This window comes from Dyella sp. OK004 (assembly GCF_900114495.1).
Lineage (GTDB): Bacteria > Pseudomonadota > Gammaproteobacteria > Xanthomonadales > Rhodanobacteraceae > Dyella_D.
Genome location: NZ_FOZI01000002.1, coordinates 464025 through 486168, shown reverse-complemented (window position 1 = coordinate 486168; position 22144 = coordinate 464025). Strand labels below are relative to the sequence as shown.

Below are 22144 nucleotides of genomic sequence, written 5' to 3'. Positions count from 1 at the left end.
CCCCAACCCTCCCCTGCGAGCAGGGGAGGGGGCAAGAGCAAACCCGACGTCTGACACTGGGGGATGCGTAGCTACAAAGCACGTCGCGCTCTTTCGACCATTTCTCTTTGGTTACTTTCTCTTTGGGTCAGCAAAGAGAAAGTGACTCGGGCGCCGGCAGGCGTCCGAAATGCCCGCTGCATAAGCGGCCAGGCCGCAGTAACGCGTCGATTGCCGAGCGACAAATCATGCATCTGAACTCGCCGGCCAAAATGGCAGAAACGGTGCTTCGTCAACGCGCACTCGCCAACAACAACTGCGACATCAACGCGCGCAATGCCGCCGGCGTCGCCGGCTTGGGCAAAAAGCGCAGACCAGCAGCCTGCACACGCGCACGGGTATCCGCATCCTTCTGCGCCGACAGCACAATGGTCGGCGGTTGGCTGCCCCAGCATTCGGTCAGTCGCGGCAATAATTCCAGACCCGTGCTATCGCCGAGCTGATAGTCGAGCAGCAGAAGATCCGGTGGCTCACCTTCGCGTGCGAGTAGCAGCGCTTGCGCGGACCCATCGGCCAGGGTGGCTTCGCAACCCCAGTGACGCAACAGTGCCAGGGTGGCGTCGCGCACCTGCGGAGCATCGTCGATGCACCACACGCGGCAGCCGCGCAGCGGCGATTCATCATCGGTCGCGGTGGCGACTGGTTCGCGCGCCGCCACGCCAGCCGGATCACCAAGCGGCACGCTCACCGAAAACACGCTGCCACGATCCGGCTGCGACCGCAGGCCAATCCGATGGCCGAGCAGGCGCGCGATACGGTCGACGATCGACAGGCCGAGGCCAGCGCTGCGGCCATCGCGATCGATACCCGTATCCAGCCGGCGGAACTCCTCGAAGATTGCTTGCTGCTTGGCCGGCGGAATGCCCACGCCGGTATCCCACACTTCGATACGCACCTGATCGCCGTCGCGGCGGCAGCCCAGCAATACGTGCCCTTGCGGCGTGTAATGAATCGCGTTGGAAAGGAAGTTCTGCAGGATCCGCCGCAGCAGCAGCGGATCGCTGTGCACCACCATGTGTGCCGGTACATAGCGCAGGGTGAGGCCGCGTGCCTGCGCGAGAATGCCGAACTGGCGTGCCAGACCGGTCAGCAGCGGCTCCAATGGCAGGTCGACGGGCTTGGCTTGCAGTGCACCGGCTTCGAGTTGGGCGATATCGAGCAGGCTGGCCAGCAGATCGTCCTGCGCTTCCAGTGCGCGCTCCACGCGATCGGCAAGTTCGCGGCTATCGTTCTGCGTAAGACGGCCGCGTAGTGCGCCGACGTACATGCGTGCGGCATTCAGCGGTTGCAGCAAGTCATGCACGGCGGCGGCAACGAAGCGGGTCTTGCTGCGGTTGGCGCGTTCCGCTTCGGCCTTGGCCGCTTCGAGATCGCGCGTGCGTTCTTCGATGCGCTGTTCCAGCGTGGTAGCGAGGTTGCGCAGGTCGCGCGCCGCTGCCTTGTAGGCGGTGATGTCGGCGAAGCTGGTGACGAAACCGCCGCCGGGCAACGGATTGCCGCGGATCTCCAGCACGCTGCCGTCCGGCCGTTCGCGCTCGAACATGTGCGCCGAGCCGCCGCGCATGTGATCGAGGCGGCGCTGGATCGCTTCCTCCACCGAACCGGGGCCGAGCAGGCCGCGGCGCGCGTTGTAGCGCAGCACGTCCTCGATCGGTTTGCCGACCTTGAGCAGGCCCGGAGGAAATTTGAAGATCTCCTCGTAGCGGCTGTTCCATGCAACTAGGTGCAGGTCCGCATCCACCACGCTGACGCCTTGTGGCAGATGTTCCAGACTGGCGTTGTGGCCGGCCGCCGCCTGCGCCGCTTGCACCACACTGTCCTGCGCCGAGCGCAGCTCGCCGGTGTAGTGGGTGACCAACCGTTCCAATTCAGCGCGGCTCTGCATGCGGTGTTGCACTAGGCGACGACGCTGCTGCAAAAACAGGCCGAGCAAGATCAATGGCGCCCAGCCGGCGGCGGCCAGCGCGGCGGCAACGCGGGCAGCGGCAAGGCTGCCTGAGGCATCGCGCAGCAGATGCAGGGTCCAGCCTTCCAGCGGCAGCTTTAGCGAACTCCACAGCATCGGCGGCCGCGTCGCCGGTGCATCGACCCGCACCAGCCGGCCGCCGTCGTCCAGCGTACGCAAGGTTCGATAGTGGGCGGGCTGCAGATGCTCGCCTTCGTATTGCCGGGTGCTCTCCAGGCGCGCGGCATCGGTCTGTTTTAAAGGGGCCAGTTCGCGGTAATCCCACTCGTGCTTGCTGCTGAGGAAGACGACATCGGCACTGTCGCTCAGTAGCAGCGTGCCCTGGCCGCGCAGCCATTCGCGCGCCAACTCGCCCAGCGGCACCTTGACCGAGACCACGCCGAGCGTGTCGCCTTTGGCATCCTTCACCGCCTCGGCGATGAAGTACCCGGCCACATGGGTGGATACGCCGATGGCGTAGAAGGTGCCGGTACCGTTGGCGATGGCCTGCTGGAAGTACGGACGGAAATCGTAGCGATGCCCGACATTGCTGCCCGGCTCGCGCCAGTTGTTGGCGGCAATAGCCAGACCGTTGCGATCCAGCAACGTCAGTGTGGAAGCGTGGGTGATGCCGTTGGCGTGCTCGAGCTTCAGGTTGAGGTACTGCACCCCCGTAGCGTTCGGCGGGTGAATCAGCGCATCGCGTAATTCAGGATCGAGCGCGAGCGTGCCGGGCAGCACGCGATAGCGGTCGATCAGCCGTTGCAGGGCCAGCGAATGAAGTTGCAACTGCTGGCTGTTCTCGCTGGCCAGATTACCCAGCGTGTAGCGCAGCGCGATGCGGTAGGCCAGCCATGCCGACAGCGCCATGACCGCGGCGAGCAACGCGGCGATAGCGACGGTCTTGCCGTGACGGAACGTGATGGCCATGGGAAAAGGGAAAGGCGCCTGCGCAAACTCTGGCGGGTTGGCTTCCTTTCCCACCGTGCGCCGGTGGCGCATTCAGTCCTCGACGATGCGCGAATGCCGCCGGGTATCGCGCATGCCAATGTATACCAGCAGGGAGCAGGCGATGCAGGCCGTCACGTACCAGTAGAAGTAATCCTCGTGGCCGATCTTCTTGAACCACAGCGCCACGTACTCGGCGGTGCCGCCGAATACCGACAGGGCCAGTGCGTAGGGCAGGCCGACGCCGATCGCGCGGATCTCGGTGGGGAACAGCTCGGCCTTTACCACCGCGTTGATCGAGGTGTACCCGCTCACGATCACCAGCGCCACCATGATCAGGCCGAACGCCTGCCACCAGTCGTGAGCCTCTTTCAATGTGGACAGGATGGGATAGGTGAGCAGCGAGCCAAGTACGCCGAAGCCGATCAAGAGCGGACGGCGACCGATGCGATCCGATAGCGCACCGAACACCGGCTGCAGCAACGCATAGACGAACAGCGCCGCGGTAGACACCGAAGTGGCGTCGTCCTTGCTCATGCCTACCGAATTCACCAGGTACTTCTGCATGTAGGTGGTGTAGGTATAGAAGGCCAGTGTACCGCCCATGGTCAGGCCGATCACCGTCAGTACCTGGCGCGGATGCCGCAGCAAGGTGCGCAGCGGGCTTTCCAGCGGTTTTGTTTTCTTGAACGAGGCGGTCTCGTCCATGCTGCGGCGGATCAGTACGGCGATCACCGCGAGCAGCGCGCCGATCAGGAACGGGATGCGCCAGCCCCAGCTATGCAACTGCTCGGGCGTAAGTACGAATTGCTGCAGCACCATCAGCAGCGCCAGCGCGATCAACTGGCCGGCCACCAGGGTTACGTACTGGATGCTCGACCAGAAACCGCGGCTCTCGCGCGGCGCCATCTCGCTCAGATACGTGGCCGAGGTGCCGTATTCGCCACCGATCGACAAACCCTGCAACAGACGCGCGACGATCAGCAGAACCGGTGCGGCCATGCCGATGTGTTGATAGCTCGGTGTAAGGCCGATGATCAGCGAGCCCAGGCTCATCATGAACACCGAAAGCAACAGCGCCGCCTTGCGTCCCCGGCGGTCGGCGAAGGTGCCCAGCAGCCAGCCGCCAAGTGGGCGCATCAGGAAACCCACGGCAAAGATCGCTGAGGTATTGAGCAATTGCGTGGTCTGGTCTCCCTCGGGAAAGAACGCATGGGCGAAGTACAGCGAGAACGCCGAGTACACGTACCAGTCGTACCACTCGACCAGGTTGCCGACCGAGCCGCTGAAGATCGAGCGCAGGCGCTTGCCGGCCGACATGGCGGGTGCGCGTGCAGCGACGGCGTCCGAAGTAGTGCTGCTCATGGGCTTGCTCCGTTAGCTGCGCGACTTAGAAGTAGACCTGCGCGCGCAGTTCCATGATGTCCGGGTCCTGCCGTTTGCCGAGACGGGTGGCATGCACCTGCACGTAGTTCGCCTGGAACTTGAGGTGCTGGGTGAGGTACCAGTTGGCACCGAAGGTCAGGTCGTGCTCGCGGCCGCCGTGGACGGTGCCGTGATCCAGGTCGAGCGAGCTGTAACGCACCAGCAGTTCCACCGCTCCCCACAGGTTGCGCGGCTTGAGGTTGTTGACGTTGCCGGCGGCGTAGGGGCGCGATTCGCCAGTCAGCACATAGCTGCCGAACACGTAGTAGCCATCCGCGGCGTAGCTGGGCAAGCCTTCACTGCGCTCGGTATGCGCCTGCAGGTATTCGCCTTGCACGGAGAGCGGGCCATGGATCCACAGCCCTTCCAGGCCGAGGCGGCGATTGCTGTCGACGTGGCTCAGCGTTCCGGTATCGACCAGCCGCACATCGGTCAGTCCGTCCTCGGGGCGTGCGCGCCAGCGTGCAGCGGGCGGGTGATACACGTCGCGCCCATCGGTGCTGCCCTGCGGACGTTCGAGCGAAGCGGAGACACCCAGATGCACGACGTTACCTTCGGCTTTGAGTGGCGTCCACGCGACGCGTGCAGCGGTGGTCGTGCCGTGGTTGTCGCCCTGCAGATCCTGGCCGAAGTAGTAACCCACGTTGATCAGATACTGCGGACGCTCCAGCGCCCAGTCGACGCCGGTGCGGCGCGTTTCGTAGAACGCGCCCAGCGGCAGCGCGAGCTCGATGAAGCTGTCTGCGCGGGAGACGGTGACACCTTCGAAGCCGACGGGCATCTTGCTGTAGCCGAAGCGGAACTTGCCGTAGTCCTCGCCGAACAGCCATTTGCTATCCACGCGCCAGTACGCATCCAGCCACAGCTTCGACTGGAAATCGAAATAGACGATGGCGTCCCACTCGCCTTTCTTGCGTACGGTAAAACCGAATTCCTTGCGCCGGTTGGTGCTCGAATCCTCGATAGCGTTGCTATGGCGCACATCGGTCATGTCGTACTGATAGTTGCCGTAGAGGCTCCATTCGGTGCCATCGGACGTGGTGTATTTGATCGGCCAGTTGTTGATGTCGGCGGCCTGCGCGCCGACGGTCAGGCTCAAGCCCAGCGTGCACAACATGATCCCGTGGATGGATTTCATAGCAGCCTCGGTATGGGAAAGAGACCGGCGCTCAGCTGGCGTCGGCGATCAAGGAAGGTTCGTCGGTGGGCGAAAGCGGGCGGCCGTTGAGCGCGGCCTGCAGGCTGGCGTGGTCGAGTTCCTTCTCCCAGTGCGAGACCACCACGGTGGCCACGCCGTTGCCGATGATGTTGGTGAGCGCGCGCGCTTCGCTCATGAAGCGGTCGATGCCGAGGATCAGCGACAGCCCGGCCACCGGTACTGAAGGCACCACGGCCAGGGTCGCTGCTAGCGTGATAAAGCCGGCACCGGTCACGCCGGATGCACCCTTCGAGGTAAGCATGGCGACCGCGAGCAGGGTGAGTTCCTGCGTCAGCGTCAGCTCCACGTTGAGCGCCTGCGCCACGAAGATCGCGGCCATGGTCAGGTAGATGTTGGTGCCGTCCAGGTTGAACGAATAGCCGCTGGGCACCACTAGGCCGACCACCGACTTGGAGCAGCCGAGGCGTTCGAGCTTCTGCATCAGCGGCACCAGCGCGGATTCCGACGACGAGGTGCCGAGCACCAGCAGCAGTTCGTCGCGGATGTAGCGCAGGAATTTGAAGATGCTGAAGCCGGTGGCGCGCGCGATCGCGCCCAGCACGATCACCACGAACAGGATGCAGGCGAGATAGAAGCTGCCCATCAGCTTCAGCAGCGGGCCCAGGCTGTGCACGCCGTACTTGCCGATGGTGAAGGCCATGGCGCCCATCGCACCGAGTGGCGCCAGACGCATGATCATGCCCATGATGCGGAAGAACACTTTCGATAGTGCTTCCAGCAGATTCAGTACCGGCTTGGCGCGTTCGCCGACATGGATCATGGCAAAGCCGAACAGCAAGGCCAGCAGCAACACCTGCAGCAGATCGCCGTCGCCGCTGAAGGCATCGGTGAAGGTCTTGGGGATCAGGTGCAGCAGGAACTGCACGGTGCCTTGCTCGTGCGCGGCGTTGGCGTACTTGCTCACCGCGGCGGCGTCGAGCGAAGCCGGTGTGGCGTTGAAGCCGGCGCCGGGCTTGAGCGTGTTGACCACCACCAGGCCGATCACCAGCGCAAAGCTGGAGACCACCTCGAAATAGAGAATCGCCTTGGCGCCGACGCGGCCGACCTTCTTCACGTCCGATACGCCGGCAATGCCGAGTACCACGGTGAGGAAGATGATCGGCCCGATCAGCATCTTCACCAGCGCGATAAAGCCGTCGCCCAGCGGCTTGAGCGCCACGCCGGTGTCCGGAAAGTAGTGGCCGATCAACCCGCCCGTGGCGATGGCGACCAGCACCCAGAAATAGAAGTGGCGGTAGAAGGCGCGCATGACAGTTCCCGGATCGATATGGTCCGGGAGCTTGTCAGCCGGGCGGCGGGGGGCAAATAACACATACCGGCTAGTCGGCCGGGGTAACGGAAGCAGGAAGGGCGGCTCATGGCCGCCCTTCCTGCTTCTCTTCGGGGCGGATTACTGGAACAGCTGATAGGAGAACGCTAGGTCGTAGCGCACCTTGCGCGAGCGGTCGTTGGGTGGCCGGTCGCCCACCGGCTGCGCGGCGGAGATGTCGACGGTGTAGTGCTTGCTATCGGTGAGGCGCAGACCGACTGCCGCCGTACCCAGCGAATCGGTGGGCAGATGGCTGCCGTTGACGTAGACGCGGGCGGTCTGCCCAAGCACGTAGGGCGTGAGGGTTTTCACCCATTTGGCGCTGACCGTGAATGGCCGGTTGACCTCCAGCGCCGCCCCCCAGCCGCTGTCGCCGGAGACCGCGCCCGGATCGTAGCCGAGGCCGAAGCGCGGGCCGCCGAAGCTGATCTGTTCGGTGGTCGGCAGGCGGTAATGGCTGTACTGGCCGACCAGCGAAACCACGGTGCCGACATGTGCGCCCCAGGTGTCGGCCTGCAGCGCGTTGAGGTTGTAGCGGGTGAAGCGCACGTCGGTCGGGTTGAGCACGATGGCGCCGGGGATATTGGTGGTCGAAGTGGCGCCAGCGCCCCACATGTCCAGGCCCTGCGCGATGCCGAAGCCAAGCTTGCGAGTGCGTTTGACTGCGGCCTGAGTGAAATCCACTTCCGCGTGCAGCACGCGCACGTCGGTTTTCAGCACCAGCGATGCGCCGTTGATGCGGTTGAAGTAGTTGTCGCTCTGGTTCGATCCGTAGATGCCTGCGCTGGCCATCAGGCTGCGTGTGGAGCTCAGCAGCAGCGGATAACTGAAGCTCAGGTCGACGCGGTCCTGGGTCAGCCGGTGGCGCAGGTACGAAGGCAGCTGCTGATCGATATCGGGATTGCCGTGGTAGTGCGAACCGCTGAGCCGGCCCATCAGGCCAGTGGAGCCGACCATCTGCGCGTAGCCGGCGTCGTAGTAGTTCTGCGAGCCGCGGCCGGGTGGGTACAGCACGGAGGCGTTGAGCTGTTCCGCCAGTGGTGTCATTCCGCTGAGCGAGCCGGAGAACAGGCCCTGCACGCCGGGATGGTTGGTGTCGATGCCGGTGCTCATGTTGTAGCGCTTGCGCTTCACCGAAAGCTTGAGGTGCGTGGCGCCATCGGTAGTGGTCGGCGCCGGCACGTCGGCCTTGATCTCCGCGCCGGGCAGCATGCCGAGTATCTGGATGTAGCGCTCGAAAGTGCTGCGGCGCAGGGGGCGATCCTTGGTGATGTGGCTCGCGATCGCGCGGATCTTGCGCTCCATGTTGCCGGCGTCGCCGCTCACCTCGACGGCAGCGACATAGCCTTCGACCACATTGACCACGACTACGCCGTTCTGGAACGACTGTGCGGGTATATAGCAAAAAGAGAGCGCGTAATCGTGTTTCTGGTACAGCTTGGTGCAGGCATCCGCCGCAGCTACCAGATCGGCGACGCGTACGTTTTTGCCGGTTAGCGGTTTGAACAGCGCGGCGACCTGCTCGAACGGAATCGAATGCACCCCGCCGATGTCGACGCGCGACGGTGTGAGCGTGATGGCCATCAGCGCGGCCATCTGGTCGTTGCGCTGTTGCTCCACGTTGAGCGTGACGCGGGGTTGCGCCGGTGCTTCGACGCGCGGCAGGGTTTGTAGTGGGTTGGCGACCGGTGGGCGTGTCTGTGCCCAGCTGACGGCGGACGTCATCGCGGTTGTGGCGAGAACCACCCATCTCCTCATGCCTGATGCTCCTGTGTGTTGTCCCGTGCGGCGACCGGCTTCTACTTTGCGCGTGGCGCACAGCAGCAGACGCGTCGGTCATCGAAGAAGCCGGCGTGCATAGAGAGAGGCGGCCTTGCGGCCGCCTCTCTGCATCGACTTACCGTTTGCGCAACAGGCCCAATCCGAGCAGGCCGCCGTCGCTATTGCTGCCGGAACTGCTTGAGCCTCCGGTCAGCGAGGTGCCGCCCAGGGTGCCGGTCACACCGCCAAGCAATCCGGTCACGCCGGACAAGCCGGAAGTGCCCGCATTGGTGGTGGTCGCATTCGCCACGCCATTCACGACGTTGCTCAGCGTTTGCGTAATCGGCTGCAGCGGACCGTTGACGGCGCTGGTCACGCCAGTGCCGACATTGGACACGGTGGCGCCCACCGCAGTGGTCACACCAGCCACGGTATTAGTGAGCGGACTGAGCGGCGCTAACTGTCCACCGCTAAGACTGTTCACTACCGCTCCCACGCTGCCTACGGTTGTCCCGGTGCCGATAACGCCGCTGCCGACACTGGTCAAAGCCACGCCCACTGGATTGCTGATGGTGGGGGACTGGCCGGGGCCGTTGGTGACGCCACTGCTGATAGTGCCGAGCACACCACCAACGTTCTGCACGGTATTGCCCAGAGCCTGCGCGGTGCCGTTGTTCAGACCACCTGGCAATGAACTACCAGCGAGCGTTGCGCCCAGCGCGGTGACGCTAGTGCTCAACCCGGTGCCGGTCGCACCGGCCGCGCGCGACACATCGGCGACCAGGTTGTTCGGACCGGTGCCGGTGCCGCTGGTCTGGCCGAGCGTGGCAAGCGGAGTCACCACGTTGCTGAGCGTCTGCGTCAGCTGATTACCCGGACCCTGACCAAGCGCCGAGTTCAGTCCGGTGCCAAGGCCGCTGACGTTGTTACCCACCGTGGTTACCGTGCTACCTAACAGCGAGGTGATCGGCGTGATCGGCGAGCCCTGGAATGCGCCCACCGCGGTCACTGTTTGACCCAGACTGCTCACGGCCTCGCCCGTATCGACTACGGCATTGCCTGCGCCCTGGGCCGTAATGCCGACCGGGTTGGCGGTATTGCCCACCTGGCCGAGCCCGTTAGTGACGCCCGCGCCGAGCGAGCTGACCGCATCGCCGGTGTTGACGACGACGCCCGATAGGCCCTGGGTCACACCGTTGTTGCCGCCAAGCAAACCCTGATTGGGGATCTGCTGGCCGATGCCGGATACGGCACCGCCGACACTGGAGACGATATTGCCGCCGCCGGTGGCCACGGCGCCCACCACGCCCGAAGGCGCAGGTGTGCCGCCGCCCGAACCCGTGCCGCCGCCCGTGCCGCCGCCGCCCGAACCGGTACCGCCGCCGGAGCCGGAACCCGAGCCACCGCCCGAGCCGGAACCGCTACCCGAGCCGCCACCGGAGCCGGAACCACTCCCGGAGCCGCCGCTGCCCGAACCACCGGAACCCGAACCACCGGAACCGCTACCCGAACCGGAGCCGCTTCCGCCCGAACCACTGCCACCACTGCCGCTACCACTGCCGCCGTCTCCTGAGCCGGCGCCGCCTGGGCTGACTGCGCTGCCGCCCGCGGAAGATTTGTAGGAACTGTGACCCGAGCAAGCCGTAAGCGAGATGCCGGCGGCGAGCATGCAGGTAACGAGTAGGGTCTGTTTTAGAGCGGTATATACACGACGCTTACTCATGGCTATTTCTCTCCTGGGAAATGCTTCCGAGTGGTCCAAGTGCGGCTGCGAAGAACACATAAATCCCCCTGTCCGATAAATCGGGCAGGGAGAAATAAGGGTGCTCGGGAAAATTCAGCCACCCCCCTGTCCCAGTGGCGGTGCGCGTCGGTCACCCTGCCGGGAAAGAGCATCCGGGGCGCCTTACTGGGTGAAGTCATAGTTAGCGATTAAATGTGAAAACCGCGTATCTAAACGGATGTTTTTTTGATGTCTGCGGTGCTTTATGCCGCTTCTGTTGTGACGCCATTGGTAATAGCGAAAATGCATTAGTGGTGGTTTTGTGAAAATGCAAAAGCTGGCATTTTTAATGCTTGCAGTATTTATTAATCAGCCCCTGTTTTTGGCGCGGCAGGTTGATTATCCGGCCGGCGCCGGTACGACCAAGGTCTAGTGCGAGGTCCGCTGGCGCTTGGTCCAGTCTTGCCAGCATCAGGTCCGGCGCGGGTGCAGTTATGCGTTATGAGGATTTCTACCGACGCTCGATCGACGAACCGGAAGCGTTCTGGGCAGAACAGGCGAGGTTGATTCACTGGCACACGCCGCCACAGCAGATACTCGATCAGCCGCGTCCGCCGTTTCGCCGCTGGTTCGTCGGCGGCACCACCAACCTTTGCTACAACGCACTGGACCGGCATCTGGCGGAACGCGGCGAGCAGCTGGCGCTGGTAGCCATCTCCAGCGAAACCGGTATCGCGCGCGAACTGACGTATCGCGCTTTGCATCGCGAAGTGAATGCGTTTGCCGCGGTGTTGGGATCGCTGGGTGTGGGCAAGGGCGATCGCGTGGTGATCTATCTGCCGAATATCGCCGAGGCGGTATTCGCGATGCTGGCCTGCGCACGCATCGGTGCGGTTCATTCCGTCGTGTTCGGTGGCTTTGCCGCGCATAACCTCGCGCTGCGTATCGACGATGCGCAGCCCAAGCTGCTGATCGCCGCGGATGCCGGTATGCGCGGCGGCAAAGTGATTCCTTACAAGCCACTGGTGGATGCCGCGTTGGCCGAAGCTGCGTTCGCGCCGCCGCGGGTGTTGATCGTGGATCGCGGACTCGATCCGCAGATGACGCGCGTCGCCGGCCGCGATCTGGATTATTCCAGTTTGCGCGGCGCGCACGAGCACGCCGAGGTGCCGGTGGCTTGGCTGGAGTCCAATGAGCCGAGCTATCTGCTCTATACCTCCGGTACTACCGGCAAGCCCAAGGGCATTCAGCGCGATGTGGGCGGCTATGCGGTGGCGATGGCAATGTCGATTCGCTACGTGTTCGACATTGCACCGGGACAGGTGATGTTTTCCACCTCTGACGTAGGTTGGGCGGTGGGACATTCGTACAACGTGTACGGACCGCTGATCGGTGGCGCGACTTCGCTGTTGTACGAAGGCCTGCCGACACGGCCCGATCCCGGCATCTGGTGGCAGCTATGCGAGCGCTATGGCGTGCACACCATGTTCTCTTCTCCCACGGGTATCCGCGTGCTGAAGAAGCAGGATGCGGCGTGGCTGAAGAAGTACGACCTGTCAAAGCTGAAGTGGTTGTTCCTGGCCGGCGAGCCGCTGGACGAGCCGACCGCACACTGGATCACTGATGGCCTCGGCGTGCCGGTGATTGATAACTACTGGCAGACCGAGACCGGCTGGCCGGCGATCACACTGATGCCCGGGCTGGAACTGAAGCCGGTGAAATTCGGCTCGCCCGGGTTACCGGCACCCGGCTACAAGATGAAGGTGATCGACGAAGCCACTGGTCTCGAAGCCGCGCCGGGTGAGAAGGGCGTGCTGGTGTTCGAGCCGCCGCTGCCGCCGGGTTGCCTCACCACAGTGTGGGGTGACGATGAGCGTTATCTCAGCAGCTACTTCAGCCACTTCAACGAGCTGCTGTACAGCTCGCTGGACTGGGCCATCCGCGACGAGAACGGCTACACCACGATTCTTGGCCGTACCGATGATGTGATCAACGTGGCCGGGCATCGCTTGGGTACACGCGAGATCGAGGAATCGGTAGCGACCCATCCGGCCGTGGCCGAAGCCGCGGTGATCGGTGTGCATGACGAGTTGAAGGGGCAGGTGCCCGTGGTGTTCGCCACGCTGAAACAGGATGCGGGCGCGGCGGGTGCCAGCGGTGTGGCGCAGGCGATGCAGCAGCGTGTTGTCGAGCAGCTCGGCGGTGTGGCGAAGCCGTCACGTGTTTACGTGGTGAATGCTTTGCCCAAGACGCGCTCGGGAAAGTTGTTGCGGCGTTCGCTGCAGGCGTTAGCTGAGCATCGCGATCCAGGGGACCTTTCGACGCTGGATGATCCGGGTGCGCTGGAAGAAATTCGCAAGGCGCTGGAGCGCGGGCCGGATCAGGGGAGTTGAGGCTTTGCAAGAGCTTCCGGGTGAGGCTGTCTCAAGAGCTCACCCCCTCCCAGCCTCCCCCTGCTTGCAGGGGGAGGAGCCAAAAGCTGGCGATGCCTTGCTCCCTCCCCTGCTTGCAGGGGAGGGCTGGGGAGGGGTGACGCTCTTGGGGGGGCCTTGCCCGCGCTCTACGCAGCTACCTCAGCTTCCTGCTCCACCGCCACCGGCATACGGATCAGATGATCGAAGGCACTCAGCGATGCCTTCGCGCCTTCGCCCATCGCAATCACGATCTGCTTGAACGGCACGGTGGTGACGTCGCCGGCCGCGAATACGCCGGGGATCGAGGTCTCGCCACGCGCATCCACTTCGATCTCGCCGCGCGGCGACAGCTTCAGCGTGCCCTTCAGCCATTCGGTGTTCGGTAGCAGGCCGATCTGCACGAAGATGCCTTCGAGTTCTACGCGATGGCTGTCGCCGGTGGTGCGGTCGGTGTAGGCCAGGCCGGTGACCTTGTCGTCGCCAAGCACTTCGGTGGTCTGCGCGCTGACGATCACCTTGACGTTCGGCATGCTGCGCAGCTTGCGTTGCAGGACTTCATCGGCGCGCAGCTTGCTGTCGAACTCAAGCAGGGTGACATGGCCCACTATGCCGGCCAAGTCGATAGCAGCTTCCACGCCGGAGTTGCCGCCGCCGATCACCGCCACGCGCTTGCCCTTGAACAGCGGGCCGTCGCAATGCGGGCAGTAGGTGACGCCCTTGTTGCGGAACTCCTGCTCGCCCGGCACGTTCATGTTGCGCCAGCGTGCGCCGGTGGAAAGGATCACCGTCTTGGACTTCAGCGAGGCGCCGTTGGCGAGCTTCACTTCGATCAGGCCGTTCGGATCGGCGGGCGGAATCAGTTGTTCGGCGCGCTGCAGGTTCATCACGTCCACGTCGTACTCGTGCACGTGCTGCTCCAGCGACGCCGCCAGCTTCGGGCCTTCGGTGTAAGGCACCGAGATGAAGTTCTCGATCGCCATAGTGTCCAGCACCTGGCCGCCGAAGCGCTCGGCCGCCACGCCAGTGCGGATGCCTTTGCGTGCGGCGTAGATCGCCGCCGCGGCGCCGGCCGGGCCGCCGCCGATCACGAGCACGTCGAACGCGGCCTTGGTCTTGATCTGCTCGGCGGCGCGCTGCGCTGCGCCGGTATCCAGGCGCGCGGCGATCTGCTCGATGGTCATGCGGCCCTGGTCGAAGGGTTCGCCGTTGAGGAACACGGTGGGCACCGACATCACCTGGCGTTCGTTCACTTCGTCCTGGAACAGCGCACCATCGATCGCCACATGTTTGATGTTGGGATTGATCACGCTCATCAGGTTCAGCGCCTGCACGGTGTCCGGGCAGCTATGGCAGGAGAGCGACATGAAGGTCTCGAAACGGAACTCGCCCTCGAGATTGCGCACCTGCTCGATCACGTCCTGCGAAGCCTTGGACGGATGCCCGCCGACCTGCAACAGAGCCAGCACCAGCGAGGTGAACTCGTGGCCCAGCGGAATGCCGGCGAAGCGCACGCCGACATCCGTGCCCACGCGATTGATCGCGAAGGAGGGCTTGCGCGCGTCGGTGCCGTGGCGGTCGAGGCTGACCTGGTCGGACAGCGAGGCAATGTCCTGCAGCAGCTCAAGGAGCTCCTGCGACTTGGCGCTGTCGTCGAGGGAGGCCACGAGCTCGATCGGGTGAGTGACCTTTTCGAGGTAGGCCTGCAATTGGGTCTTCAGATCGGCATCCAACATGGTGGGAGCTCCGTCGGTTTATTCAGGGTAAGCATCACCAGCACCCGGTGTGGCCGGGCGTTGCTGACACCTTTGATTCTCGGAAGTCGGACCCGGCAGGACGCCGGGTCCGGGGCGGCTCGAAAGGGCGAGCCGCAAGTCACGGGAAAGCTGGAACTTAGATCTTGCCAACCAGGTCGAGCGACGGCTTCAGGGTCTTCTCGCCTTCCTTCCACTTGGCCGGGCACACTTCACCCGGGTGGGAGGCGACGTACTGAGCAGCCTTGACCTTGCGCAACAGCTCCGACGCGTCACGGCCGATGCCGTTGTCGTGGATTTCGCACAGCTTGATCTGGCCTTCCGGGTTGATCACGAAGGTACCGCGCAGCGCCAGGCCCTCTTCTTCGATCATCACGTCGAAGTTGCGGGTGATGGTGCCGGTCGGGTCGGCGAGCATGGTGTACTTGACCTTGCCAATGGCGTCAGAGGTGTCGTGCCATGCCTTGTGAGAGAAATGGGTGTCGGTCGAGACCGAGTAAATCTCAACGCCCAGCTTCTGGAATTCGGCGTAATGATCGGCCAGGTCTTCCAGCTCGGTCGGGCACACGAAGGTGAAGTCGGCGGGGTAGAACACCACGACGGACCACTTGCCCTTGAGCGAGGCGTCCGTCACTTCGATGAACTGGCCGTTCTTGTAAGCCTGAGCCTTGAACGGCTTGACTGCGGTATTGATCAACGACATCTGTTGTTTTCCCGTGGGGTTGGTTGTGGAACGACAAAGATACCGCGCGTATCGCGATAACTCTAATTGATTGTAGGGATCGTCTTGATTGGCAGCGGCTATGGGTCGCCGCCGCCGTCATCGAGCCGGACGCAGCTTGGCGACCGCTGATGACAGCCGCACCCGCGCTACGACGCGGTAGCGGCAGCTTTCACGCGGGCATCGACCACCGTGGCGGTGACGATGTCGCTGCCCACATTCACGGTGGTGCGCAGCATGTCCAGGATGCGGTCCACGCCCAGCACGATGCCGATGCCTTCCGGCGGCACGCCGAAGGTTGCCAGCAGGCCGGCGATCAGCGGCATCGAGCCACCGGGAATGCCGGCCACGGCTACTGCGCTGAGTACCGACAGGAGCATCAGTACGCATTGCTGGCCCAATGCCAGATCCACGCCGAAGGCCTGCGCCACGAACAGCACTACGCAGCCTTCGAATAGCGCGGTGCCGCTCATATTCATGGTGGCGCCCAGCGGCAGTACGAAACCCGCGGTGCTGGGGGCCAGCTTCAAATCGTCTTTGGCCACCGCCAGCGAGGCGGGCAGCGAGGCGCTGCTGGAACTGGTGGAGAACGCGGTGATCAGCAGCGGGCGGATCTGTTTGAAGTAGGCCAGGGGCGAGCGGCCGGCCAACAGGCGCAGCCATAGCGACATGGTGCCGAACAAATGCAGGGCCAGCGCCGTGGCGCAACCGACCACGAACACCGCGAGGGTCAGCAGAATGTCCACGCCGACTTTCACGATCACGCTATAGATCATCGCGGGTACGGCATAGGGCGCGAGTTTCAGCGCGAAGCCGACGATGCCGGTCATCACTTCGCTGATCAGATCCAGCCCGGCTTGCAGCTTCTGGCGCTTGTCCTCACTGAGCTGTGTGCCCGCTGCGCCGACCAGGATGGCGAACAGGATCAGCGGCAGCACATCACCCAGCTTGCCGGGATCGTTGCCAACGAAGGCGCCGAACAGATTGCGCGGCATAAACATCTCCACCAGCGTGGCGAAGCTCATGCCCGGTTGCTGGTGCTGGCGCTCCACCGCGGCGCGGGCGCTGCCGCCGTATTCCTGCATCAGCAGGTCTTTCGAGGCAGGGTCGAGGTGATGGCCGGGCTGCAGCAGGTTCATCATCACCAGGCCGATGAACACGGCGATTGCCATGTTGGCGAAGAACAGCGCAAAGGTGCGGCCCGCCAACGGCCCGAGTTTGTCGAGCCTTCCCAATTGCACGACGCCAGAGGCGAGCGAGGCGAACACCAGCGGGATCACGACGAAGAACAGCATGCGCAGGAAGATCTGGCCCAGCGGATCGAATACCGCGGTGGAGATCGCCCGCATGGTTTTCAGCGTGTCGGGGTGGAATTGGCCGATGCCGAGGGTGACCACGGCGGCGATCACGCCGATCAGCAGGCCCCAGAGGATGCGCGTAGCAAGACGGGTAGGTGTACTCACCCACCGAATGTACGTGACCGGCCTTGTCCGGGTCACGCAAGAATTTACGTTTGCTGCCCCGCAGCACGGGATTGCGACGCCCGGCGCGCTAAAATCACCGCTTTACGTGGAGGCTTCATGACCCAGATCGCATCCTCGGGCGCGCGTTTCCGCGCCGCCGTCGCCGCCGAGCAACCCTTGCAGGTCATGGGCGCCATCACCGCCTACGCCGGCCTGATGGCCAAGCGGGTGGGTTACAAAGCGCTCTATCTCTCTGGTGGTGGCGTGGCCGCCAATTCGCTCGGCGTGCCGGACCTCGGCATTTCCACCATGGAAGACGTGCTCACGGACGCCCGCCGTATCGTGGACGCTACCCAGCTGCCGTTGCTGGTCGATATCGACACCGGTTGGGGTGGCGCTTTCAACATCGCCCGTACGATCCGCTCGTTTATCAATGTGGGCGTTGCCGCGGTGCATATGGAGGACCAGGTCGGCCAGAAGCGCTGCGGCCACCGTCCCGGCAAGGAAGTGGTGCCGAAGGAAGAGATGGTCGACCGCGTCAAGGCAGCCGTCGACGCACGTACCGATCCAGGCTTCGTGATCATGGCGCGCACCGATGCCGCTGCCGTGGAGGGCATCGATGCGGCCATCGACCGCGCCTGCGCCTATGTCGAGGCGGGCGCTGACATGATCTTTCCGGAAGCGATGAAGACGCTGGACGACTATCGTCGTTTCAAGGCCGCAGTGAAGGTGCCGATTCTGGCCAATCTCACCGAGTTTGGCTCGACGCCGTTCTTCACCACGGACGAGTTGCGCGACGCCAACGTCGATATTGCCCTGTATTGCTGCGGTGCCTATCGCGCGATGAACAAGGCCGCGCTGAATTTCTACGAGACGGTGCGCCGCGAAGGCACCCAGAAGAACATCATCGACACGCTGCAGACGCGCGACCAGCTGTATGACTTCCTCGGCTACCACGCCTATGAAGACAAGCTCGACGCGTTGTTTGCCGACCATAAGTCCTGATCGGCCCCAATTCACGCCGTACCGCGACACGTTCGAGGCGGTCGGCCAGTTGCATGCAATGAGGAGAAGTACCCGATGAGCGAGCAAGTCCTTCCCAAGGCCAAGAAGTCCGTCGCCCTATCCGGCGTGGCTGCAGGCAATACCGCGCTGTGCACGGTCGGCCGCAGCGGCAACGATCTGCATTACCGCGGCTATGACATCCATGATCTGGCGGCCAAGGGCTGCTTCGAGGAAGTCGCCTATCTGCTGGTGCACGGTGTGCTGCCGAACTGGGCTGAGCTGAATGCCTATCGCGCCAAGCTGAAGCGCTTGCGTGGCCTGCCGGCGCCGGTGAAGAGCGCTATGGAGCTGCTGCCTGCCTCCACTCATCCGATGGACGTGATGCGCACCGGTTGCTCGGTGCTCGGCACGGTGTTGCCGGAGAAGGACGACCATAACGTCACCGGCGCGCGCGACATCGCCGACCGCCTGATGGCCAGCTTCGGCTCCATGCTGCTGTACTGGTACCACTTCAGCCACAACGGCAAGCGCATCGAGACTGAGACCGACGACGAGTCGATCGCCGCGCATTTCCTGCACCTGCTGCACGGCAAGAAGCCGAGCGAGCTGCATGCGCATGCGCTGGACAAGTCGCTGGTGCTGTACGCCGAGCACGAGTTCAATGCGTCGACCTTCACCGCGCGAGTGATTGCCGGCACCGGTTCGGACATGTATTCGGCGATCACCGGCGCGATCGGTGCGCTGCGTGGCCCGAAGCACGGCGGCGCGAATGAAGTAGCGATGGAGATCATCGCGCGCTATCGCAACCCGGCCGATGCAGAAGCGGACATTCGCGCCCGCGTTGAGCGCAAGGAGATCATCATTGGTTTCGGCCACCCGGTGTACACGGTGTCTGATCCGCGCAACGAGATCATCAAGGAGGTCTCGCGCAAGCTGTGCACGGAGGGTGGCAACCCGACGCTGTTCGACGTCTCCGAGCGCATCGAGAAGCTGATGTGGGAACTCAAGAAGATGTTCCCCAACCTCGACTGGTTCTCGGCCAGCGCGTACCACATGATGGGCGTGCCGACGGCGATGTTCACGCCGCTGTTCGTGATCGCGCGTACCTCCGGCTGGAGCGCGCATGTGATCGAGCAGCGCGAGGACGGCAAGATCATCCGCCCGAGTGCGAACTACACCGGTCCGGAAGATCAGGTCTACGTGCCGATCGAAAAGCGCTGAGCTGTCGTTTGACACCGAAAAAGGGAGCCGCAAGGCTCCCTTTTTTTGTTGTAGCCGGTCTGTGGGCGTGACGTGCATGCATTGTTAGCCATTCGTCGGCACAGGTGTATCGACGGTGTTACATCTTCAACATGGTGCGCTGCAAGCTTCGATCTATCGCAACTCGTTGGAATGCAAGCAGTGTTTTTTCGTCGCGCGGATGCTCTCTTGAGCGCTGCGATACCGGGTGTAACACCCGGGATACAGATCGCGCTCCTGTAGCGCGGCGATGATCAGACGATGATTTGAGATCGTTTTTCAAGTCACTGTTTTTTATAGCGATCTTTTCTTTCTCCAGCAAATGCCCGACGTGGCATGCATGTTGCGACGTATCCGTGCCGCAAACGCAGGCAAGCAGGGGGCAACGGATCGTGCTTGGAGAAATACCATGCGAAAGACTCTTATCGCAGTAGCTATCCTGCTGGGAATGGGATTGGCCGTCCCTGCACTGGCAGACGACAACAGCAACAACTCCGGTATTCAGAGCAACTCGAACTCTAGTACCCACAGCAATTCCAGTACGCACAGCAATTCCAGTCAGCACAATGGCAATGATCGCGGCAACATGGGCGACGCTTATGCCAACGGCCAGGGCAGCTCATCGGCCAATAATGGCGGTACGGCCTCTTCAGCAATTACCAGTTCGTTCGATACCAGCAAAGCAGTTGCCGTAAGCCGTCTCGACGGCACCGTAACGAACAACATCGTCTCCAACATCGGCAATTACGCCACCAACAACGGCAATGCGAACGGTGGCAAGGGCGGCGCCGGTGGTGAAGGTTATGGCGGCGACGGCCGTGGCGGACGCGGTGGTTCGGGCGGTGACGGTGGCAATGCGCATGCGCGTAGCGGCCATGCCGGTGGTAGCGGCAGCTCCAGCGGTGATGCGTTGGCTGGCGCCGGCGCATGGGGCGGCAGCAGCGATGGCGACAACTACGCCAATGCGCATTCGCGCGCGCGCGGCAGTGGCACCAATACCAGCACCGCGACCGGTGGTAATGGCTCGTGGGCAGGTGGTGCGGCTACTGGTGGTACCTCCACTTCAACCAGCGGCAGTTCCTCCGCGACAGGCGGAACCAGTGGTGCGGCTGACGCGGTGGCCGGCAACGGCGCGGCGGGCGGTTCGGGTGGTTCGGGCACCGGCGGCTCAGGTATGGGCGGCAGCGGCGGCAACGGCGGAGCGGGCGGCAGCAACAGTGTCAATGCCGGCAGCTTCGACATGGCCAACAGCATGAGTGGTGCTGCAGCGGCGGCGGCTGGCGTGTCCGTGCTTGCGCAGAACAGCGGCGCGAGCTCGCTGATTCAGCAGAGCGTGAACGTGCAGGCGAATCTGACCGTCGGTCATTGATAGGCAAACCCATGTCGTGGAGCGCCTTGCGCGCTCCACGACAGCTTGTGTCCGGCCGGTTCGGAAGGCTTGTTGCAGGAAACGCACAGGCAGCGGAGCAGGGCGGCTGCAGGCACAACGGGAGACGGTGTCATGCAGATCAACAGACCTACGTGCGTGTTGGGAATGGGATGTTTGTTCGCACTGGTGTCAGCGGCGGCGATGGCCGACGGGCGTCCAACGGTAGCGTCGTACTTCGCGAGTACCGCCGGCTCGCCGGTGGCGGCCTATATTGTGGCGGCCAACAGTGGCCGCGCGGTATATGTCGACGGATTCGGCCATGGTGTGGATGCTGGCGTGCTCGACGGCATGAGCGGCGGCGCCGATGTGAGTGAGCGGATGACGCTCAACGGCACGGTGAGCAACAACGACGCCGACCATGTGGTCACGGGGTTCAATTCAATCAGCGCCGGTTCGTTCGCGGGCGCGTCGGGTGTGCCGATGGTGATCCAGAACACCGGCAACAACGTGCTGATCCAGAACGCGACCATCATCAACGTGCAGTTCAAGCCATGAAGCGATGGCTGCCGCTGCTGGTGCTTCCATCGCTGCTGCTTGCGGGCTCGCTGCAGGCGGCATCGGTGCCGGTGCCCGCTGGCGCGCAAGGCCAGAACTACACGCTGCACCTCACCAGCCTCAAGGAAGCTCGTTTCAGGAACACCATCCGGCAGAAGTACGACTTCAGCTGCGGCTCCGCCGCGGTCGCGACGCTGTTGACCTATCAGTACGGCTATCCGGTCAATGAGCAGGCCGCGTTCGAACAGATGTATGCCCATGGCGACCGCGCGAAGATCAGCAAGGAGGGTTTCTCCATGCTCGACATCAAAACGTACCTGCAGGCGAATGGGTTCGATGCGGATGGTTTTGATGTACCACTGGAAAAACTCGAGCAGGAAAATCTCCCGGCGATCGTGCTGATCGACGAGCGCGGCTACCACCACTTTGTGGTGATCAAGGGCATGCGCAACGGTCGCGTGCTGGTGGGTGATCCGGCGCTGGGTACGCGCTCGCTGCCACGTTCGCGGTTCGATGCGCTGTGGAAGAACCATCTTGTTTTCGTCATTCACAACCGACGCTCGCTGGCGGTGTTCAACAGCCCCAGCGACTGGCGTGCCGCGCCAATGGCGCCGCTCAGCTCCGGCGTCGACCGGCGCGGGCTGGACGGTATCACCATGCCCAAGCGTGGTCCGGGGGACATATGAAAGTCTTGTTGCCGTCGACGCGCCCGCGCGTGATTCTGGTCTGTCTGTTGGCGGCCACGGCTGGGCTGGGGGCGCGTACTGCGCACGCCCATGACTTTGCTTTCAGTGAAGGATTGTCGGCGGCCTCGGGAGGCATCAGCGATGCCTCGGAAGTGGCGCAATGGTCGCCGGTGAGCGCCGGACGCCTGGATGACATGCGCGGCGGTTTCGATCTCGGCAATGGGCTGGTCGCCTCGCTGGGGATCGATCGCGCGGTGTACATCAATGGCGCGCTAGTCACTTCGACCAAGATCGATATTCCTGACATCGCTCATATCACCACCGCGCAAGCCAGTGCGCTGGCTTCGGCGACAGGTGCCACGACGGTGGTGCAGAACGGTCCGGGCAACAGTTTCGATCCGTCCGCTTTCAGTCACACCGTGGCGGCCACGGTGGTACAGAACACCCTCAACAACCAGAACATCAGCACCGTGACCACGATGAGTATCTCGGTGAACAACCTGACCATGTTCCGCGGGCTCAACCTGCAGCAGAGCCTGCAATCCGTAGCGGCCAACCCACTGGGACGTTGA

Annotated in this window: 16 protein-coding genes; 7 read left to right on the top strand and 9 right to left on the bottom strand. The window is 63.4% G+C overall.

Annotation, left to right across the window (positions count from 1 at the left end):
- Positions 1-271: 271 nt before the first annotated feature.
- The 6 genes from BM338_RS08855 to BM338_RS08830 all read right to left on the bottom strand — a co-directional run bounded on the left by BM338_RS08855 (position 272) and on the right by BM338_RS08830 (position 10369).
- The gene (locus BM338_RS08855; protein WP_090451221.1) at positions 272-2914 is read right to left on the bottom strand and encodes a PAS-domain containing protein; all 2643 of its coding nucleotides are present in this window, start codon (positions 2912-2914) and stop codon (positions 272-274) included.
- Between the two features lie 72 nt (positions 2915-2986).
- On the bottom strand, positions 2987-4297 hold the full coding sequence (locus tag BM338_RS08850; protein WP_090450523.1) for an MFS transporter: 1311 nt from the start codon (positions 4295-4297) through the stop codon (positions 2987-2989).
- 25 nt (positions 4298-4322) lie between these two features.
- Entirely contained in the window at positions 4323-5495 is a 1173-nt protein-coding gene (locus BM338_RS08845; RefSeq protein ID WP_090450522.1) for an OprO/OprP family phosphate-selective porin, read from the bottom strand.
- A 31-nt stretch (positions 5496-5526) separates the two neighbouring features.
- Complete coding sequence (locus tag BM338_RS08840) at positions 5527-6825, bottom strand: dicarboxylate/amino acid:cation symporter (protein WP_090450521.1); 1299 nt, start codon at positions 6823-6825, stop codon at positions 5527-5529.
- 141 nt (positions 6826-6966) lie between these two features.
- Positions 6967-8643, bottom strand: coding sequence for a ShlB/FhaC/HecB family hemolysin secretion/activation protein (locus tag BM338_RS08835; RefSeq protein ID WP_090450520.1), 1677 nt, complete (start codon positions 8641-8643; stop codon positions 6967-6969).
- A 139-nt stretch (positions 8644-8782) separates the two neighbouring features.
- Positions 8783-10369 carry a collagen-like triple helix repeat-containing protein gene (locus tag BM338_RS08830; protein ID WP_177229277.1) on the bottom strand — a complete coding sequence of 529 codons (1587 nt, stop codon included), beginning with the start codon at positions 10367-10369 and terminating at the stop codon, positions 8783-8785.
- A gap of 494 nt (positions 10370-10863) precedes the next feature.
- On the opposite strand from BM338_RS08830, the gene prpE reads away from it, so the two are divergent.
- On the top strand, positions 10864-12762 hold the full coding sequence (gene prpE, locus BM338_RS08820) for a propionate--CoA ligase (protein ID WP_090450518.1): 1899 nt from the start codon (positions 10864-10866) through the stop codon (positions 12760-12762).
- 167 nt (positions 12763-12929) lie between these two features.
- Here the strand turns inward: prpE and ahpF are convergent, their stop codons facing one another.
- The 3 genes from ahpF to BM338_RS08805 form a co-directional block, all read right to left on the bottom strand.
- Positions 12930-14516: an alkyl hydroperoxide reductase subunit F gene (gene ahpF / locus BM338_RS08815; protein WP_090450517.1), complete on the bottom strand. Its 1587-nt coding sequence runs from the start codon at positions 14514-14516 to the stop codon at positions 12930-12932.
- A gap of 157 nt (positions 14517-14673) precedes the next feature.
- Entirely contained in the window at positions 14674-15237 is a 564-nt protein-coding gene (ahpC, locus tag BM338_RS08810) for an alkyl hydroperoxide reductase subunit C (protein WP_090450516.1), read from the bottom strand.
- A 167-nt stretch (positions 15238-15404) separates the two neighbouring features.
- Positions 15405-16718 carry a dicarboxylate/amino acid:cation symporter gene (locus tag BM338_RS08805; RefSeq protein WP_090450515.1) on the bottom strand — a complete coding sequence of 438 codons (1314 nt, stop codon included), beginning with the start codon at positions 16716-16718 and terminating at the stop codon, positions 15405-15407.
- Between the two features lie 117 nt (positions 16719-16835).
- On the opposite strand from BM338_RS08805, the gene prpB reads away from it, so the two are divergent.
- The 6 genes from prpB (at position 16836) to BM338_RS08775 (ending at position 22144) form a co-directional block, all read left to right on the top strand.
- Positions 16836-17723 (top strand): methylisocitrate lyase, encoded by an 888-nt coding sequence (gene prpB / locus BM338_RS08800; RefSeq protein WP_090450514.1) that lies wholly within the window; start codon positions 16836-16838, stop codon positions 17721-17723.
- A gap of 75 nt (positions 17724-17798) precedes the next feature.
- Positions 17799-18944, top strand: coding sequence for a bifunctional 2-methylcitrate synthase/citrate synthase (gene prpC, locus BM338_RS08795; RefSeq protein ID WP_090450513.1), 1146 nt, complete (start codon positions 17799-17801; stop codon positions 18942-18944).
- A gap of 427 nt (positions 18945-19371) precedes the next feature.
- The gene (locus BM338_RS08790) at positions 19372-20331 is read left to right on the top strand and encodes a hypothetical protein (RefSeq protein WP_090450512.1); all 960 of its coding nucleotides are present in this window, start codon (positions 19372-19374) and stop codon (positions 20329-20331) included.
- 174 nt (positions 20332-20505) lie between these two features.
- Positions 20506-20886, top strand: coding sequence for a hypothetical protein (locus tag BM338_RS21765; RefSeq protein ID WP_255367238.1), 381 nt, complete (start codon positions 20506-20508; stop codon positions 20884-20886).
- On the top strand, positions 20883-21572 hold the full coding sequence (locus BM338_RS08780; protein WP_090450511.1) for a C39 family peptidase: 690 nt from the start codon (positions 20883-20885) through the stop codon (positions 21570-21572). The genes BM338_RS21765 and BM338_RS08780 overlap by 4 nt, the downstream gene beginning before the upstream one ends.
- Positions 21569-22144, top strand: a complete 576-nt coding sequence (locus BM338_RS08775; protein ID WP_090450510.1) for a hypothetical protein — start codon at positions 21569-21571, stop codon at positions 22142-22144. Before BM338_RS08780 ends, BM338_RS08775 begins: the two co-directional genes overlap by 4 nt.

Coding starts and splice junctions, on each gene's coding strand:
- BM338_RS08855 (WP_090451221.1), bottom strand. CDS start 2,914: ATGGCCATCACGTTCCGTCACGGCAAGACCGTCGCTATCGCCGCGTTG.
- BM338_RS08850 (WP_090450523.1), bottom strand. CDS start 4,297: ATGAGCAGCACTACTTCGGACGCCGTCGCTGCACGCGCACCCGCCATG.
- BM338_RS08845 (WP_090450522.1), bottom strand. CDS start 5,495: ATGAAATCCATCCACGGGATCATGTTGTGCACGCTGGGCTTGAGCCTG.
- BM338_RS08840 (WP_090450521.1), bottom strand. CDS start 6,825: ATGCGCGCCTTCTACCGCCACTTCTATTTCTGGGTGCTGGTCGCCATC.
- BM338_RS08835 (WP_090450520.1), bottom strand. CDS start 8,643: ATGAGGAGATGGGTGGTTCTCGCCACAACCGCGATGACGTCCGCCGTC.
- BM338_RS08830 (WP_177229277.1), bottom strand. CDS start 10,369: ATGAGTAAGCGTCGTGTATATACCGCTCTAAAACAGACCCTACTCGTT.
- prpE (WP_090450518.1), top strand. CDS start 10,864: ATGCGTTATGAGGATTTCTACCGACGCTCGATCGACGAACCGGAAGCG.
- ahpF (WP_090450517.1), bottom strand. CDS start 14,516: ATGTTGGATGCCGATCTGAAGACCCAATTGCAGGCCTACCTCGAAAAG.
- ahpC (WP_090450516.1), bottom strand. CDS start 15,237: ATGTCGTTGATCAATACCGCAGTCAAGCCGTTCAAGGCTCAGGCTTAC.
- prpB (WP_090450514.1), top strand. CDS start 16,836: ATGACCCAGATCGCATCCTCGGGCGCGCGTTTCCGCGCCGCCGTCGCC.
- prpC (WP_090450513.1), top strand. CDS start 17,799: ATGAGCGAGCAAGTCCTTCCCAAGGCCAAGAAGTCCGTCGCCCTATCC.
- BM338_RS08790 (WP_090450512.1), top strand. CDS start 19,372: ATGCGAAAGACTCTTATCGCAGTAGCTATCCTGCTGGGAATGGGATTG.
- BM338_RS08780 (WP_090450511.1), top strand. CDS start 20,883: ATGAAGCGATGGCTGCCGCTGCTGGTGCTTCCATCGCTGCTGCTTGCG.
- BM338_RS08775 (WP_090450510.1), top strand. CDS start 21,569: ATGAAAGTCTTGTTGCCGTCGACGCGCCCGCGCGTGATTCTGGTCTGT.